Raw genomic sequence first — 15,526 nt, forward strand, 5'->3', positions numbered from 1 at the left:
CTGGCGGGGGCCGGGGCCGGGGGCTTCGAGTGCGCGTCGAGTGCGGTGTACGGCGCTCAGGGGCGACGCTGCGCGTCGCCTGCGCAGAGTGGGGCACGGGCTCCAGGGCCCGGATCCGGACGCCCGCGGGCGGCGCTCCCGACGGGGCGGCCCGGCCGCCCCGTCGGACAGGTGGGGAACGCCTTTACGGGCGAGCGCACTTGACCTTGACATCAATGGCAGGTCCTAGCGTCTCCGTCACAGGCCGCCGGGTCACGCGGCCCCGAGGAGAGGGACACACCCCATGACCAGTACGTCAGCCGCCGCCCCCGACCGCGTCGTGCGGGGCACGAGCGGATTCGGGCTGCTGCTCGCACACGGGGCCACCGGGTCCGTCGAGGGCAATTACGGGCCGCTGCTGAACGGGCTGGCCGGGCGGTACCGGATGGTCGGGGCGGACTATCCGGGCTCCGGGCGCAGCCCGGTCGCTGACGGGCCGCTGGAACTCGACGCGCTCGCCGACCGGTTGGTGGCGGTCGCGGTCGAGGAGGGGCTGGAGACCTTCGCCGTCTCCGGGTACTCCCTCGGCGGCGCGGTGGCGGTCCGCGCCGCCGTCCGTCATCCGGAGCGGGTGGCCGCGCTGGTGCTGACCGCCGCCTTCGCCCGGCCCAGCGCCCGGATGGAGGTGCTGGTCGACGACTGGCTGCGGCACCTCCGGTCGGACGACCCGGAGGCGGCGGCCCGCTGGATGGTGCTCCAGGCCGCGGGCGCCCCGTTCCTGGACCGGATGACCGGGGCCGAGCTGGCCGCGGTGATCGACGGAACCCGTACCTCCGTACCGCCGGGGGCGGCCGACCAGGTCGAGCTGGTCGGCCGGGTGGACATCCGGGCGGACCTGGAACGGATCACGGTGCCCACACTGGTGATCTCCACGGCGGTGGACGCCATGGTCACCCCGTACCACCACCGGCAGCTCGCGGACGGGATCCCGGGCGCGCGGTACGCCGAGATCCCGTCGGGGCACCTGCCGTTCGTGGAGGCGCCGGACGCCTGGCTGGAGCTGATCGGGGCGTTCCTCGACGAGAACGCAACGCGCCTCTGAAGCCGGCCGCGGCACGGCCGCCCGCCCCCCGCCGCGTCGCCGGAGCATCCGGGCGGGCCCGCCACGCGGACCACGCCCCGCCGCCTCGCGGGCCACACGGCACAGGGCCGTGTCCTGAACGCCGTCGTCAGGCGTGCTCGCGCCAGCGGTTGGTGATCGGCAGCCGGCGGTCCTTGCCGAACCCCTTCGCGGAGATCTTCGTACCCGGCGGGTACTGGCGCCGCTTGTACTCCGCGGTGTCCACCAGCCGCAGCACCCGCGTGACCAGCTCGTCGTCGAAGCCCGCCGCGACGATCTCCTCCCGGCCCCGGTCCCGGTCGACGTACAGCTCCAGGATCCGGTCCAGGACGTCGTAGTCCGGCAGTGAATCCGTGTCGACCTGGCCGGGCCGCAGCTCGGCGCTGGGCGGCTTGGTGATCGAGTTCTCGGGGATGGGCGGGGTCTGGCCCCGCTCCTCCGCCGCCCGGTTCCGCCATTTCGCCAGCCGGAAGATGGACGTCTTGTAGACGTCCTTGATCGGCCCGTACGCCCCGACCGAGTCGCCGTAGAGCGTGGAATAGCCGCAGGCCAGCTCGGACTTGTTGCCCGGCGCGAGCACGATGTGGCCCTCCTGGTTGGAGATGGCCATCAGCGTCGTGCCGCGCAGCCGCGACTGGAGGTTCTCCTCGGCCAGCCCGGTGAGCTGGAGCGACGCCATATAGGCGTCGAACATCGGGCCGATCGGCACGGTGCGGAAGTTCAGTCCGGTACGCCGCGCCAGCTCGGTCGCGTCGGTGACCGAGTGCTCGGAGGAGTAGCGGGACGGCATCGCCACGCCGTACACGTTCTGCGCGCCCACCGCGTCACAGGCGATGGCCGCGACCAGCGCCGAGTCGATCCCGCCGGAGAGCCCGATCAGCACACTGCGGAAACCGTTCTTCGCGACATAGGCGCGCAGTCCCACCACCAGCGCCGTGTAGATCTCCTCGTCGTCGCCGAGCCGCTCGGCCTCACCGCCCGCCAGCTCCGGCTCCGGCTCGTACGCCGGGAGCGGATCGGCGGACAGGGTGAGGTGGTCGATCCGCAGCCCGTCGTCCACGATCCCCTCCGGAACCGAGTCCGGATCGGCGGCGGGCAGCTCGAGGTCGACCAGCACACAGCCCTCGGCGAACTGCGGCGCGCGGGCCACCACCTCGCCGTCACGGCCGACGATGATCGAGTCACCGTCGAAGACCAGCTCGTCCTGGCCGCCGATCATCGCCAGATAGGCGGTGGTGCAGCCCGCCTCCTGGGCCCGCTTGCGCACCAGGTCGAGGCGGGTGTCGTCCTTCTCGCGCTCATAGGGCGAGGCGTTGACCGACAGCAGCAGCCCGGCCCCGGCGGTGCGGGCCGCGGGCACCCGGCCGCCCTCCTGCCACAGGTCCTCGCAGATGGCGAGCGCGACATCGACGCCGTGGACCCGGATGACGGGCAGCGTGTCACCGGGGACGAAGTAGCGGAACTCGTCGAAGACGCCGTAGTTCGGCAGGTGGTGCTTGGCGAAGGTGAGGACGACCCGGCCGCCGTGCAGCACGGCCGCCGCGTTCTGCGGGGCACCGGCGGGCTGGCCGAACCGCTCGGCCCGCTCGCTGCGGTCCAGATAGCCGACGACCACGGGCAGCTCGCCGAAGCCCTCGTCCGCCAGCCGGGCGGCGAGCGCGTGCAGCGCGGCACGTGACGCCTCGACGAAGGAGGAGCGCAGCGCGAGGTCCTCGACCGGATAGCCGGTCAGCACCATCTCGGGGAACGCCACCAGATGGGCGCCCTGCTCGGCGGAGTGCCGGGTCCAGTGGACGATCGACTCGGTGTTGCCGGAGAGGTCTCCGACGGTCGAGTCGATCTGGTTCAGAGCGAGGCGAAGTTGAGGCACGCGCCCAGTGTAATCGTCTGACTGACGCGATGGCCCGGACTGTCTCCCTTCTCACGTTCCCCGCCGCCCGTCCGGGCCCCGCACCGGGCGGACGGCAAGGCGTCGGGCTAGCGCTGGTAGCCGAGGACGGTCATCATCCCCGACTCCGAGTGGTAGACGTTATGGCAGTGGATCATCCACAGCCCCGGGTTGTCCGCGTCGAAGTCCACGCTCACCCTCGTGCCCGGCAGCAGGATCGCCGTGTCCTTGCGCGCCCCGCCGTCGGGCAGCGCGAAGGTGTGGCCGTGCAGATGGAACGGGTGCCACATATCGGTGCTGTTGATGAAGGTCATCCGGACGCGTTCGCCCTCCCGGACGGGATAGCGCTGCGCCGGGTCGTAGGGCCGGCCGTTGATCGACCAGTGGTAGCCGCGCATCGACCCGGTGAACCGCATCCGGATCGTCCGGTCCGGCTCGCGCGGGGTCAGCCGCACCTGCTCCGCCGCCTTCAGCCGGGCGGCGGTCAGCAGCTTGCCGTCGAGCTCCTTGGGGCGCGGGAACTTCCGAGGCCCCTTGCCGCCGGTGCGCAGCACGGCCATCGTCGACCGCCCCTTGCCCTCGGCCAGCGCGGCGAACGGGAACACCCCACTCTTGACCGTGACCAGGACGTCATAGCGCTCGCCCATGCCCACCAGCAGCGCGTCGGTCTTCGCGGGGACCACCGGATAGCCGTCGGTGTGGGTGACGGTCATCTCGTGGCCGCCGAGGGCGACGCGGAAGGCCGTGTCCCCACCCGCGTTGATGATGCGGATCCGGACCCGGTCACCGGCCTTGGCGCGGAAGACCTGCGGGGAGTGCGGGGTGCGGCCGTTCGCCAGGTAGTACGGGTAGGCGACATCGCCCGCCGCCCCGCCCAGCAGGGCGCTGCGGCCGCCCGTCAGCCTCCGGGACGGCGGCTGGGGGGCCACCTTCGCCCCGCCCTTCTTCCTCCCGGCCCGCTTCTTCCCCTTCACCTCGTCCTTCACGGCGGCCACGCCCCGCGCCGCGTTGGCGGGCGTCGCCGCGGCCGTGGCCGGGCCCACGGGCGCGGGGACGTGCGGCGTTCCGCCGTGGTCCATCACCGGGCCCCTGCCGCCGTTGAGCTCCTGGAGCACCGCGTCGGGCGTACTGCCCCCGACCCCGTCCAGCCAGTCGTCGAGCACGATGACCCACTCCTTGTCGTACGACAGGGGCTCCTTCGGGTCCTCGACGATCAGCGGTGCGTACAGTCCGCGGTCGAGCTGCACCCCGGAATGCGGATGGACCCAGTACGTGCCCGGGTGCGCCGCCGTGAAGCGGTAGTCGAACGCCGCGCCGGCTCCCACCGGCCGCTGGGTGAGGCCCGGGGCGCCGTCCATGTCGTTGCGCAGCCGGATGCCGTGCCAGTGCAGTGAGGTGGGCTGCGGCAGGTTGTTGGCGAGGGTGAGCGCGAGCGTGTCGCCCGCGGTGACCCGGATCTCCTGGCCCGGCAGCATGTCGCCGTATGCCCAGGACTTCACCGTACGGGCGCCCAGGTCGAGCGTGGTGGGCGTGGCCAGTAGCTGGAACCGCCGGACCGGCCCCTGGCCCCGCTGCCGCTCGGCGGCCAGGACCTCGGGACCGTCGGGGGCGACGTACTGCGGGCGGGGCGCGACGACGGCGTCGCCCCCTTTTCCGGCGGTGTCCATGCCGTTGTTGTCCATACCGTCCCCGCCCAGGGTGTTGGGCGGCACGGAGGGGCTACAGGCGCCGAGCAGACCGCTGCCCGCGGCGGCGATTCCCGCGCCGAGCACGGCGCGGCGAGAGTGTGCGTGCATGAGAGAGCACCCCAATGCTGGTGTCGTGATGTGCGCAGGCGGGGTCCGCGCGTCCGCCGGGCCCCGGATGGGGGAGGGGGCGGACGCGCCGCTCTATGCGCCGCGGCGGCAGCGGGGGGCCGGGGAATGGCGGGCTGGGAGACGACGGGCCGGGGGCCGGTGGACCGGGGGATGCAGGACCGGGGGCCGGTGGGCCGGAGACGGTGGCGGGGCGGCGGCGGGACGCGGTACGGCGCGCCGCCCGGCCGTGCCGGTGACCGTGGCCACGACCGGTGCGCGGACGGCGCGAACGGCGGGACACGGCACGGTGCCGCACCCGGCCACGGCCGACGCTCACCCTCCGCTGTCCCCGCACCGTGCCTCCGTCCGATCGGCTCCGATCACCCGATGTCCGGATATGCGATGATCGTGATAATCGGCACCTTACCCCCAAGGGGTATCGCATCCCCGAAGGCGCCGCCGGGGCGCGGAACGGTCGGGTCCGACGCGGCACGCTGGAAAGTACGATGCACACACGTGGTGCGCAGCGGGGAGAGCGGAGGAAACCTCCCGGAAATCCCGCCGCGTGATACTGGGGCCGCGACAGGTGCCCCGCGCCCGCCGAAAGAGCCGCTTGACCTGCAAGGATTGGGGACCATGGATAAGCAGCAGGAGTTCGTGCTCCGGACGCTCGAAGAGCGCGACATCCGGTTCGTGCGGCTGTGGTTCACCGACGTGCTCGGCTTTCTGAAGTCGGTCGCCGTCGCACCCGCCGAACTCGAGGGCGCCTTCGACGAGGGCATCGGTTTCGATGGCTCGGCGATCGAGGGATTCGCCCGCGTCTACGAGTCCGACATGATCGCCAAGCCGGATCCCGGCACCTTCCAGATCCTGCCCTGGCGCGCCGAGGCCCCCGGGACCGCCCGGATGTTCTGCGACATCCTGATGCCGGACGGCTCCCCCTCCTACGCCGACCCGCGCTATGTCCTCAAGCGCATCCTCGCCAAGACCTCCGACCTCGGCTTCACCTTCTACACCCACCCCGAGATCGAGTTCTTCCTGCTCAAGCAGAAGCCCGTGGACGGCAGCCGCCCGACGCCCGCCGACTCCTCCGGCTACTTCGACCACACCCCGCAGAACATCGGCATGGACTTCCGCCGACAGGCCATCACCATGCTGGAATCCATGGGGATCTCGGTCGAGTTCTCCCACCACGAGGGCGCCCCCGGCCAGCAGGAGATCGACCTGCGCTACGCCGACGCGCTCTCCACCGCGGACAACATCATGACGTTCCGTCTGGTGATGAAGCAGGTGGCGCTGGAGCAGGGCGTCCAGGCCACCTTCATGCCGAAGCCGTTCTCGGAATTCCCCGGCTCCGGGATGCACACCCACCTCTCGCTCTTCGAGGGCGACCGGAACGCCTTCTACGAGTCGGGCGCGGAGTTCCAGCTCTCCAAGGTCGGCCGTTCCTTCATCGCCGGTCTGCTGCGCCACGCCGGGGAGATCTCCGCGGTCACCAACCAGTGGGTCAACTCCTACAAGCGCATCTGGGGCGGCTCCCAGCGCACCGCGGGCGCCGGCGGCGAGGCCCCCTCCTACATCTGCTGGGGCCACAACAACCGCTCCGCGCTGGTCCGGGTCCCCCTCTACAAGCCCGGCAAGACCGGCTCCACCCGGGTTGAGGTCCGCTCCATCGACTCCGGCTCCAACCCCTACCTCGCCTACGCGGTGCTGCTCGCCGCGGGCCTGAAGGGCATCGAGGGCGGCTATGAACTCCCGGCCGGAGCCGACGACGACGTCTGGGCCCTCTCCGACGCCGAACGCCGCTCCCTCGGCATCGAGCCCCTCCCGCAGAACCTCGGCGAGGCCATCGACCTGATGGAGCGCAGCGAACTGGTCGCCGAGACCCTGGGCGAGCATGTCTTCGACTTCTTCCTCCGCAACAAGAAGCAGGAGTGGGAGGAGTACCGCTCGGAGGTCACGCCGTTCGAGCTGCGGAAGAACCTGCCGGTGCTGTGAGGACCGGGGCCCGGCCCCGGGGCCGTACGCCCCGGGCCCGGCCCCGCGCACCACAGTCGCCCCCGCCGGGCGATAACCGGTGCTTCTGGCTGCGAGAACCACCCGCTCTTGGACGGATGACCGCCGGGGCCGGGATCCTGGTCCCATGGACGACACGGGGATCCGGGCCGCCATCGCGGCCGAACGCGGGGAAATGGCCGATCTGTTGGACGGGCTGTCCGCCGGGCAGTGGGACGCGCCGAGTCTGTGCGCGGGCTGGCGGGTGCGGGAGGTCGCGGCCCATATGTCACTGGGGTTCCGCTACTCACTGCCCAAGGTGCTGCTGGAACTGGTCAAGGCCAGGGGCGGTCTCCACCGGATGACCGACCGGACCGCCCGCAAGGACGCGGCTTCCGCCACCACCGCCGAACTCGCCACCTGGCTCCGGGAGAACGCCCACCACCCCTGGACGCCCCCGGTCGGCGGTTTCACCTCGGCGCTCGGCCATGACGTCATCCACGGCCTGGACATCGCGGTCGCCCTGGGCCTCGACCGCCGGGTGCCCGAGGACCGCGTGCGCGTCCTGCTGGGGACGGTCGACCCCAAGACGACGAAGTTCTTCGGCGCCGATCTGACCGGTGTCCGGCTGCGCGCCGACGACCTCGACTGGACCTACGGCACCGGCACCCTCCTTACCGGCTCCGCCCAGGACCTCCTGCTGCTCGCCTACGGCCGCAGGCTCCCCCCGGGCCGCCTCCGCGGCGAGGCGTGCGAACGCTTCGTCATGGCGTGAGGCGCGGTGGGACGAGGATGACACTCGGGGCTCAGCTCAGGGCCTTCTCGATGGCTTCGAAGATGTCCGCGTCGGTCTCCTGCTGCCAGACCGGAAGGTCGGGCCAGTCGGCCACGTAGCCCGGCTTCGGATCCTCGAAGTGCCGGTACATCTGGGCCGTCCAGCAGATGGCGACGAACCGGCTCTTCTGCTCGCGGGAGAGCCGGTTCGCGCTGCCTGCGCTGATCTCGATGAACTGGCGCACCTGCTCGTACACGGCACCGGCAGCCTCGCGCTCCCACTGCGGTGTGTCGTCCCACGGGGTCACATAGCCGGACTTCGGTTCGCCGGGAAAGTGCAGCCGTACGCCGGCGATCCACGATTCCCGGAACAGTCGTGCGCCTTCGGTCTGCGACATGCCAACCCCTCTTGTCACGGCGTCCTCAGCGTGGCGTGGAGTCTATGGGCAACGTGGCCCGGTTCGTGGGGGTATTGGCGAGTGGGCGAGGACGGAGTCGAACCGTTACAGCCGGAGCGGGGGCTTTACAGGCCCTTGGGCTCACCAGTGCCCAGCTCACCCGTGGCGGAGGAGGCGGGGGCCAGCCCCACACGGCTGCTCGCGCACCCAACGGTTTCAATCGAGTGTTTCCGGTGGCGTTGCTCTGATGGCTGACCTGCACGTTTCCGGCCGTCAGGCCTTCACAGCTGAAGCTCGGCGATCCTACTGAGCCGACCTGCTCAAGGTCCTTCGCTTCCTGCTTCGTAATCAGCTCGTCCTTGCGGAGAAGTCGCGAGTAGGTGCTAAGTGAAGGGCGCTCGGTCAGTTCCAGTCCACGGGCCTCAGCCAGCGCCCGTAGTGCGCTTTCCAGGGCTGCGCCGCACAACACGATGGCCGCAGCAGGGTGCGTCTGCTTGTCATCCAGCAGCCGCCGGACCTGCCCCATCATGTCTGTGCTGATCACGCCGACTTCTGACCGAGAACGGGCGCCCACGATTTCGCTGACTCCCGCCTCGACCTGCCGAACCCATGTGAGCAAGACATCACCGACAGCGCGTGCAAGGGCGCTGCTCATCGCCCAAGCCCTCCGCGCTTCCAGCACCATATTCGTCACTATGACGCGAATTTGCTTGAAGACAGGCGCCGTTCAGCCTGGCTCTGCGATGCTGGAGGCCGATCGAGAGGGGCCGCAGCGATGCAGTGGAAGATCCACGGGGAACGTCCGATCTACGAGAACCCATGGGTGAACCTGTGGCTCACCGATGTGGAGACGCCAGACGGGCACCGCTGGGAACACCACGTCGTCAAGCTCCGCCATCTGGCCGTGGCCGCTGTGATCAACGACCGCCAAGAGGTCCTGATGATGTGGCGCCACCGCTTCATCACGGACGCGTGGGCCTGGGAGCTGCCCATGGGCCTGGTGGAGGCGGACGAGACCCCTGGCGAGGCTGCCGCCCGTGAAGTCCTCGAAGAGACCGGCTGGCGTCCGGGCGCGATGAAGCCGCTGATCTACGCCGAACCGGCGAACGGCATCACCGACTCCCAGCACCACCTGTTCCGCGCCGACGGCGCGACGTACGACGGGCCGCCGACCGAGAAGAATGAGTCGGATCGCGTCGAGTGGATCCCGCTGGCGAACATCCGGGGCATGATCGACCGCCGCGAGATCGTCAGCAGCGGCTCCCTGGTCGGCCTCCTCCACGTCCTGATGGACGAAGGGGTTCGCTGACCCTGCGAGGGAAGCACCGCCCGGAGACGGGCCTCGAAGGCAGCCGCGGCCGGCGCCGCCTGTCGGCCGGCTCCTCCTGGCGATGGTGTTGCGACGCGCCTGGGTGGCGCGGAGGCGCGGAGAGTGCGCGGATCGAACGCGCGCGGGTATGACCCCGACGACGGCTTAGCAAGCCGCTGCCTTACCACTCGGCCAACTCTCCTCGGTGGCGGCGGCGAAGGGCCGCCCGGGCGGGGATCCCGCGGGCGGCGCGACCGTCTCGCAGGACGGTCAGACGGCGTACCCGGGGGAGTCCGCTGAGGACGATGAGCGCGGATACGGGCGACTGCTCGGCTGCTCGATCATCGTGGGCTCCTCTCCCGGTCGGCGGTGTGATCACTGTGCCCGGCCGCCGGACAGCGCGGCAACCGGTTTTCCGGCACGGCCGGTACCTGCCGCTTCGCCGTCGCGGTCGCTTAGGCTCAGCAGCGAGCGTTGATCACGACCGCGGGAGGCGTGCGGGATGTCCGTACCGCAGGGACGCAGGAGCAGCAATGTCACCCGGCTGCTCCGGCACGGGTTCACCGACGCCTCCTCCGCCCAGCGGCTGCTGGACGTGCCCGAGCTGTCGGCGGTGCGCAGTGACCCGGTGCTGCTGGAGGCGCTGGGGGCGACCGCCGATCCGGATCTGGCGCTGCGCGGGCTGGTGCGGCTGGTGGAGGCGCTGCCGGAGGACGCGGGGGAGGGGCGGAACGGGGGGCAGCGGGCCGGATCGCGGCAGGCGCTGCTGGACACCCTGGTCACCGCCAAGCCGCTGCGCGACCGGCTGCTGGGGGTGCTGGGCGCCTCCGAGGCGCTGGGCGACCATCTGGCCCGGCATCCGCAGGACTGGCACGCGCTGGTCACCTATGAGCCCGCCGATCTGCATCCGACCACGCCCGAGTTCGAGCAGGCCCTGGCCGAGGGGGTGTGGAGCGGGCCGGGTGCGGAGCTGCCGCGGCCGGACGCGCTGCGGATCGCCTACCGCCGGGCGCTGCTGGCCATCGCGGCACGCGATGTGTGCGGGACCACCGATGTCACCCAGGCCGCCGCCGAGCTCGCGGACCTGGCCACCGCCACCCTGCGGGCCGCGCTGGAGATCGCGGCCGAGGAGCAGCCCGAGGACGCCGCCGCCTGCCGGCTCGCCGTGATCGGCATGGGCAAGTGCGGGGGCCGCGAGCTCAACTACGTCTCGGACGTCGATGTGATCTTCGTGGCGGAGGCCGTGGACGGGGTCGAGGAGGGGAAGGCTGTACAGGCCGCCACCCGGCTGGCGTCCCGGCTGATGCGGATCTGCTCGGACGTCACCGTCGAGGGCACCATCTGGCCGGTGGACGCCAATCTGCGGCCCGAGGGGCGCAACGGTCCGCTGGTGCGCACACTGTCCAGCCATGTCGCGTACTACCAGCGGTGGGCCAAGACCTGGGAGTTCCAGGCGCTGCTGAAGGCCCGGCCGATGGCGGGCGACGCGGTGCTCGGGCAGGCGTACGTGGATGCGCTGGCACCGATGGTCTGGCAGGCCGTCGAACGCGAGAACTTCGTCCCCGACGTCCAGCAGATGCGCCGCCGCGTGGTGGAGAACATCCCGGCCGCCGAGATCGACCGCGAGCTGAAGCTGGGGCCGGGCGGGCTGCGGGACGTGGAGTTCGCCGTCCAGCTCCTCCAGCTGGTGCACGGCCGGTCGGACGAGTCGCTGCGCAGCGGCACCACGCTGGACGCGCTCGCGGCGCTGGCCGCGGGGGGCTATGTGGGCCGCTCCGACGCCGCCGCGCTGGACGCCGCCTACCGCTTCCTGCGGTCGATGGAGCACCGCATCCAGCTCTACCGGCTGCGCCGTACCCATCTGGTGCCCGAGGAGGAGGCGGATCTGCGGCGCCTGGGCCGTTCGCTGGGGTTCCGCACCGAGCCGGTCACCGAACTGGGCACCGCGTGGCGCCGGTACGCGCGCGAGGTGCGGCGGCTGCACGAGAAGCTCTTCTACCGTCCGCTGCTGGACGCCGTCGCCCAGCTTGAGCCCGGGGAGATCCGGCTCAGCTCCCAGGCGGCCGGGCAGCGGCTGGAGGCGCTGGGCTACGCCGATCCGGTCTCGGCGCTGCGGCACCTGGAGGCACTGGCCTCCGGGGTGACCCGGAAGGCGGCGATCCAGCGCACCCTGCTGCCGGTGCTGCTGGGCTGGTTCGCCGACTCCGCGGATCCGGACGCGGGGCTGCTGGGCTTCCGCAAGGTCTCCGACGCGCTGGGCAAGACGCCCTGGTACCTGCGGCTGCTGCGGGACGAGGGCGCCGCCGCGGAGAACCTCGCCCGGGTGCTCTCCACCGGACGGCTCGCTCCCGACCTGCTGTTGCGCGCACCCGAGGCGGTGGCCCTGCTGGGCGATCCGGGCGGGCTGCGGCCGCGCGGGCGGCGCCATCTGGAGCAGGAGGTGCTGGCCGCGGTGGGCCGCGCCGACGGCGCGGAGCAGGCGGTCGCCGCGGCGCGCGGGGTGCGGCGGCGGGAGATGTTCCGGACGGCCGCGGCGGACATCATCGACAGCGCGCGGCTGGCCAACGGCGCGGTGCGTCCGACCGTGAGTTGGCCGCCGCCGGGCGACGAGGGCTCCGGCGGCACCGCGGCGCGCACCGCCCCGGCGCCCGCCGCCCCGCGCGGTGCGCCCGAGGTCCCGACCGCCCTGCGGGCCGCCGAACCGCATCTGCCCGCCGGGACCTCCAGGGCCAGGTCCGGAGCCGGGGCCACGTCGGCGGAGGAGCCGCCCGCCGACGCGGGGGCGCTGGTCGACATGGTCGGCGACGCCCTCTCCGACCTCAACGCGGCCGCCATCGCGGGCGCCCTGCGCGCCGCCGTCAGCGACACCTGGGGCGATGAGCTGCCCACCCGCTTCGCCGTCATCGGCATGGGCCGCTTCGGCGGCCATGAGCTGAGCTACGGCTCGGACGCGGATGTGCTGTTCGTGCACGAGCCGCGCGAGGGCGCGGATGAGCAGGAAGCCTCCCGCGCCGCGTTCGCCGTGGCCAATGAGATGCGGCGGCTGCTCCAGCTCCCGACCGTCGATCCGCCGCTGCTGATCGACGCCGATCTGCGCCCGGAGGGCAAGTCCGGGCCGCTGGTGCGCACCCTGGCCTCGTACGCCGCGTACTACCGCCGCTGGTCGCTGGTCTGGGAGAGCCAAGCCCTGCTGCGCGCCGAACCGGTGGCGGGCGACCCGGAGCTGGGCGGGCGCTTCATCGAGCTGATCGATCCGCTGCGGTATCCGGCCGAGGGCCTGGGCGAGGACGCGGTACGGGAGATCCGGCGGCTGAAGGCGCGGATGGAGTCCGAGCGGCTGCCCCGCGGCGCCGATCCCACCACCCACGCCAAACTGGGCCGCGGCGGACTGAGCGACGTCGAGTGGACCGTGCAGCTTCTCCAGATGCGCCACGGCTGGGCCGAGCCCGGGTTGCGCACCACCCGTACCCGCCGTGCCCTGGCCGCCGCCCACGCCGCCGGGCTGATCGGCACCGAGGACGCCCAGACCCTCGACGAGGCGTGGGTGCTGGCGACCCGGGTCCGCAACGGTGTGATGGTGGTCCGCGGCCGCTCCGGCGACACCTTCCCCAGCGAGGCCCGTGAACTGGCCGCCGTGGCGCGGTACCTGGGCTACGGACCGGGGCACGTCGGGGAGATGCTGGACGACTACCGCCGCACCACCCGCCGGGCGCGCGCCGTCGTGGAGCGCCTGTTCTACGACTACGAGGGCTGAGAGGACCACCACGACCACCGGGCCGGGACGGCCACCGGGCCGAGGCGCGGCGGCGCCGCTGTCAGTGGTCTGTGGCAGCCTGCGGAACATGGGAACAGCGGCGCCATGGCGCGGACCGGTGCACGACGACCTCCTCGCGGCGCGCGAGCGGGTCTATGACGTCTGCGGGTTCGCCTGCTCGGAGCCGGTGCCGGAGCCGGAGAGCGCCGAGTACGCGGCCTGTGGCTTCGAGCTGGACGGCCTGGCGGTCCGCTTCCGGGTGGCGAAGACGACCCCGACCAAGACCGGTCAGTTCGTCACGGTGTGGCAGCGGTCCGAGGAGGGGCCGATCCGGCCGTTCGACATGGCGGACGGGGTGGACCTCTTCATCATCAGCTCACATGAGGGTGACCGCTTCGGGCAGTTCGTCTTCCCGGGCGAGGTGCTGCGCGTGCGGGGCATCGTCTCCACGGACGGCGCCGGAGGGAAGCGGGCGTTCCGGGTCTATCCGCCCTGGGCCGAGACCACCAGCCGCCAGGCCCGTGCCACCCAGACCTGGCAGCTTGCGCACTTCCTCGACATCCCGGAGGCGGGAGCGGTGGACACCGCCCGCGCCCGGGCGCTCCATCAGCCGCGCAGATAGTTGTAGACGGTGGCCCGGGAGACCCCGAGCAGTTCGGTGACCACCTGGACGGAGTGCTTCATCTGGAGGAAGCCGCGCGTCCGCAGCGAGCGGACCAGCTCCTTCTTGGCCGGGGTGCCCAGACTGCGCGGGGTCTGGCCGCGGGCCGCGGCGAACTCCTCGACGACGGTGCGCAGCTCGGCGGCGGTGCGCGCGCGGAGGGTCTCGGTGAGCGGCTGCTCCTGCTCCTCGGTGCGCACCAGGTTGGTGAGGCTGCGGGCGACACTGGCGAACAGCGAGACATCGAGGTTGAGACAGATTGCGGCCACATAGGTGCCCGCGCTGTTCTTGATGCCGATGGAGGTGCTTTTGGCCGGGCGGCCGTCGGGGAAGCTGTTGGCGTAGTTCTGGACGATGCCGGGGAAGCCGGGGTCCTCGATCCGGGCGAGACCCAGTTCGGTGGCCGGATCGCCGACCTCGCGGCCGGAGAGATTGCTCTCGATGGCGCGGATGGCCCGGTCCGGATGGCGCAGGTCGTGCAGAACCACCTCGCACAGTCCGGGGAACATCCGGCCGATGGCGGTCACGATCTTCTCGGCCTCGCGCAGCAGCAGTTCGTCCTCGGCGGTCCCCTCCGGCCGCGGTTCCTCCGGCGGTCGCTGTGCGGTCATCGCGGGTCACCGCCCTCCGGGGCGAAGAGCGCCGCCATCGTGCCGGCGGCCTTCAGCCCCGATCCGGTGAGCATCACGGCCGTGGTCTCACCGGGGCGGATGGCGCCGCGCGCCCGGAAGAGGTCGATGGCCGCGGCGGCGGTCGCGCTGGTGGGTTCGGCGTACAGGCCCATCGCGGCCAGCCGCCGCACGGCCGCGACGATGGCGTCCTCGGGCACGGCGGCCATATCGCCCCCCGAGCGGCGGATCGCGCGCAGCACCTCGGGGTGGCGGACGGGCCGCCGGATGGCCGTGCCCTCGGCGATGGTCGGCGCATGCTCGAACGGGACGGGGTCCTCGGTGCCCGCGGCGAAGCTGGCCTGGAGCGGGGCGCAGTGGGCGGGCTGGGCGACCAGCAGTCTCGGGCGGCGGCTGATCCGGCCCGCCGCCAGCAGTTCGGAGAAGCCGAGGTCGCAGCCGAGGACGGTGCTGCCCGCCCCGGCCACCGTCACCACGGCGTCGGGGGCGGTGAAGCCGAGGTCCTCCCACAGTTCGTAGGCGAGGGTCTTGACCCCCTGGAGGAAGAAGGGGTGCCAGTTGTGGCTGGCGTAGTAGGTGTGCTCCGACTGGCGCAGCGCCTCGGCCGCGGTGGCGTCCCGGTCGCCCGGCACCACCTGGACCTCGGCCCCGTACGCCCGGCTCTGGAGGACCTTCGCCGGGGAGGTGCCCTCGGGGACCAGGATCCTGGCCCGGATCCCGGCCGCGGCGCAGTACGCGGAGACCGAGGAGCCGCCGTTGCCGGAGCTGTCCTCGATCACCTCGCGGATGCCGTGCCGGCGCAGGGCCGAGATCATCACGCTGGTGCCGCGGTCCTTGAAGCTGCCGGTGGGGCTGAACCACTCCAGCTTGAAGTGGACCCGATTCCCGCCCCAGTCCTTCTCCACCAGCGGGGTGCACCCTTCTCCCAGGGACACCGGGGCGTCGAGGCGCACCGGGAGGGCCGCCCGGTAGCGCCACAGGGAACGGTCCCCGGTGTCCACCTCCTCATGGCTGATGCCGGGGAGCGCGGAGATGGTGAGCGGAGCGCCGTCGTCACCGCGCCAGCGCGGTTCGTCGATCGGGTACGTGGCGCCGGAGCGCTCATCGACGTAGTGGGGACCGGGGGTGGGGGATTCGGCTCGCACCTTGGATATTCTGTTTAGATCTAGACCCTTGGTCAAGGGCTTATTGGCGGATTCCCGGTGCTCCGAGAGTGCTCCGAG

At 72.0% G+C, this 15,526-nt stretch carries 11 protein-coding genes and 2 tRNA genes; 6 read left to right on the top strand and 7 right to left on the bottom strand.

Annotation, left to right across the window (positions count from 1 at the left end; genetic code table 11):
* The first annotated feature begins 283 nt into the window (after positions 1–283).
* Positions 284–1,081 (top strand): alpha/beta fold hydrolase, encoded by a 798-nt coding sequence (locus NMK44_RS22425; protein ID WP_254745822.1) that lies wholly within the window; start codon positions 284–286, stop codon positions 1,079–1,081.
* A 127-nt stretch (positions 1,082–1,208) separates the two neighbouring features.
* Here NMK44_RS22425 and NMK44_RS22430 read toward each other — a convergent pair whose 3' ends face one another.
* Both NMK44_RS22430 and NMK44_RS22435 read right to left on the bottom strand, forming a co-directional pair.
* A complete protein-coding gene (locus NMK44_RS22430) occupies positions 1,209–2,969 on the bottom strand; it encodes an NAD+ synthase (protein WP_254745823.1) in 1,761 nt (586 codons plus the stop codon).
* A gap of 107 nt (positions 2,970–3,076) precedes the next feature.
* Entirely contained in the window at positions 3,077–4,783 is a 1,707-nt protein-coding gene (locus NMK44_RS22435; protein WP_254745824.1) for a multicopper oxidase family protein, read from the bottom strand.
* Positions 4,784–5,419: 636 nt separating this feature from the next.
* On the opposite strand from NMK44_RS22435, the gene glnA reads away from it, so the two are divergent.
* Positions 5,420–6,781 (top strand): gamma-glutamylpolyamine synthetase GlnA2, encoded by a 1,362-nt coding sequence (gene glnA, locus NMK44_RS22440; RefSeq protein WP_254745825.1) that lies wholly within the window; start codon positions 5,420–5,422, stop codon positions 6,779–6,781.
* Positions 6,782–6,926: 145 nt separating this feature from the next.
* Positions 6,927–7,553, top strand: a complete 627-nt coding sequence (locus tag NMK44_RS22445) for a maleylpyruvate isomerase family mycothiol-dependent enzyme (RefSeq protein WP_254745826.1) — start codon at positions 6,927–6,929, stop codon at positions 7,551–7,553.
* 31 nt (positions 7,554–7,584) lie between these two features.
* Here NMK44_RS22445 and NMK44_RS22450 read toward each other — a convergent pair whose 3' ends face one another.
* A complete protein-coding gene (locus tag NMK44_RS22450) occupies positions 7,585–7,950 on the bottom strand; it encodes a hypothetical protein (protein ID WP_254745827.1) in 366 nt (121 codons plus the stop codon).
* Positions 7,951–8,032: 82 nt separating this feature from the next.
* Positions 8,033–8,112: transfer RNA gene (locus NMK44_RS22455), tRNA-Tyr, on the bottom strand.
* A gap of 613 nt (positions 8,113–8,725) precedes the next feature.
* Between NMK44_RS22455 and NMK44_RS22460 the strand changes: the two genes are divergently transcribed.
* Positions 8,726–9,259 (top strand): NUDIX hydrolase, encoded by a 534-nt coding sequence (locus tag NMK44_RS22460; protein WP_254745828.1) that lies wholly within the window; start codon positions 8,726–8,728, stop codon positions 9,257–9,259.
* 117 nt (positions 9,260–9,376) lie between these two features.
* Here NMK44_RS22460 and NMK44_RS22465 read toward each other — a convergent pair.
* Positions 9,377–9,461 (bottom strand) — tRNA-Ser (locus NMK44_RS22465).
* Between the two features lie 300 nt (positions 9,462–9,761).
* On the opposite strand from NMK44_RS22465, the gene NMK44_RS22470 reads away from it, so the two are divergent.
* A complete protein-coding gene (locus NMK44_RS22470; RefSeq protein WP_254745829.1) occupies positions 9,762–13,013 on the top strand; it encodes a bifunctional [glutamine synthetase] adenylyltransferase/[glutamine synthetase]-adenylyl-L-tyrosine phosphorylase in 3,252 nt (1,083 codons plus the stop codon).
* Positions 13,014–13,101: 88 nt separating this feature from the next.
* Entirely contained in the window at positions 13,102–13,635 is a 534-nt protein-coding gene (locus NMK44_RS22475) for a MepB family protein (protein ID WP_254745830.1), read from the top strand.
* Here the strand turns inward: NMK44_RS22475 and NMK44_RS22480 are convergent.
* Complete coding sequence (locus tag NMK44_RS22480) at positions 13,620–14,285, bottom strand: helix-turn-helix transcriptional regulator (RefSeq protein WP_254745831.1); 666 nt, start codon at positions 14,283–14,285, stop codon at positions 13,620–13,622. The genes NMK44_RS22475 and NMK44_RS22480 overlap by 16 nt on opposite strands.
* Positions 14,282–15,448 (bottom strand): threonine synthase, encoded by a 1,167-nt coding sequence (locus NMK44_RS22485; RefSeq protein WP_254745832.1) that lies wholly within the window; start codon positions 15,446–15,448, stop codon positions 14,282–14,284. Before NMK44_RS22485 ends, NMK44_RS22480 begins: the two co-directional genes overlap by 4 nt.
* Positions 15,449–15,526 lie beyond the last annotated feature (78 nt).

This window comes from Streptomyces cucumeris (genome assembly GCF_024295805.1).
Taxonomy (GTDB): domain Bacteria; phylum Actinomycetota; class Actinomycetes; order Streptomycetales; family Streptomycetaceae; genus Streptomyces; species Streptomyces cucumeris.

Bases quoted from the DNA above. Each gene is read 5' to 3' on its own strand.
- NMK44_RS22435 (WP_254745824.1), bottom strand. From the start codon at position 4,783: ATGCACGCACACTCTCGCCGCGCCGTGCTCGGCGCGGGAATCGCCGCC.
- NMK44_RS22480 (WP_254745831.1), bottom strand. From the start codon at position 14,285: ATGACCGCACAGCGACCGCCGGAGGAACCGCGGCCGGAGGGGACCGCC.
- NMK44_RS22450 (WP_254745827.1), bottom strand. From the start codon at position 7,950: ATGTCGCAGACCGAAGGCGCACGACTGTTCCGGGAATCGTGGATCGCC.
- NMK44_RS22470 (WP_254745829.1), top strand. From the start codon at position 9,762: ATGTCCGTACCGCAGGGACGCAGGAGCAGCAATGTCACCCGGCTGCTC.
- NMK44_RS22475 (WP_254745830.1), top strand. From the start codon at position 13,102: ATGGGAACAGCGGCGCCATGGCGCGGACCGGTGCACGACGACCTCCTC.
- NMK44_RS22460 (WP_254745828.1), top strand. From the start codon at position 8,726: ATGCAGTGGAAGATCCACGGGGAACGTCCGATCTACGAGAACCCATGG.
- glnA (WP_254745825.1), top strand. From the start codon at position 5,420: ATGGATAAGCAGCAGGAGTTCGTGCTCCGGACGCTCGAAGAGCGCGAC.
- NMK44_RS22445 (WP_254745826.1), top strand. From the start codon at position 6,927: ATGGACGACACGGGGATCCGGGCCGCCATCGCGGCCGAACGCGGGGAA.
- NMK44_RS22425 (WP_254745822.1), top strand. From the start codon at position 284: ATGACCAGTACGTCAGCCGCCGCCCCCGACCGCGTCGTGCGGGGCACG.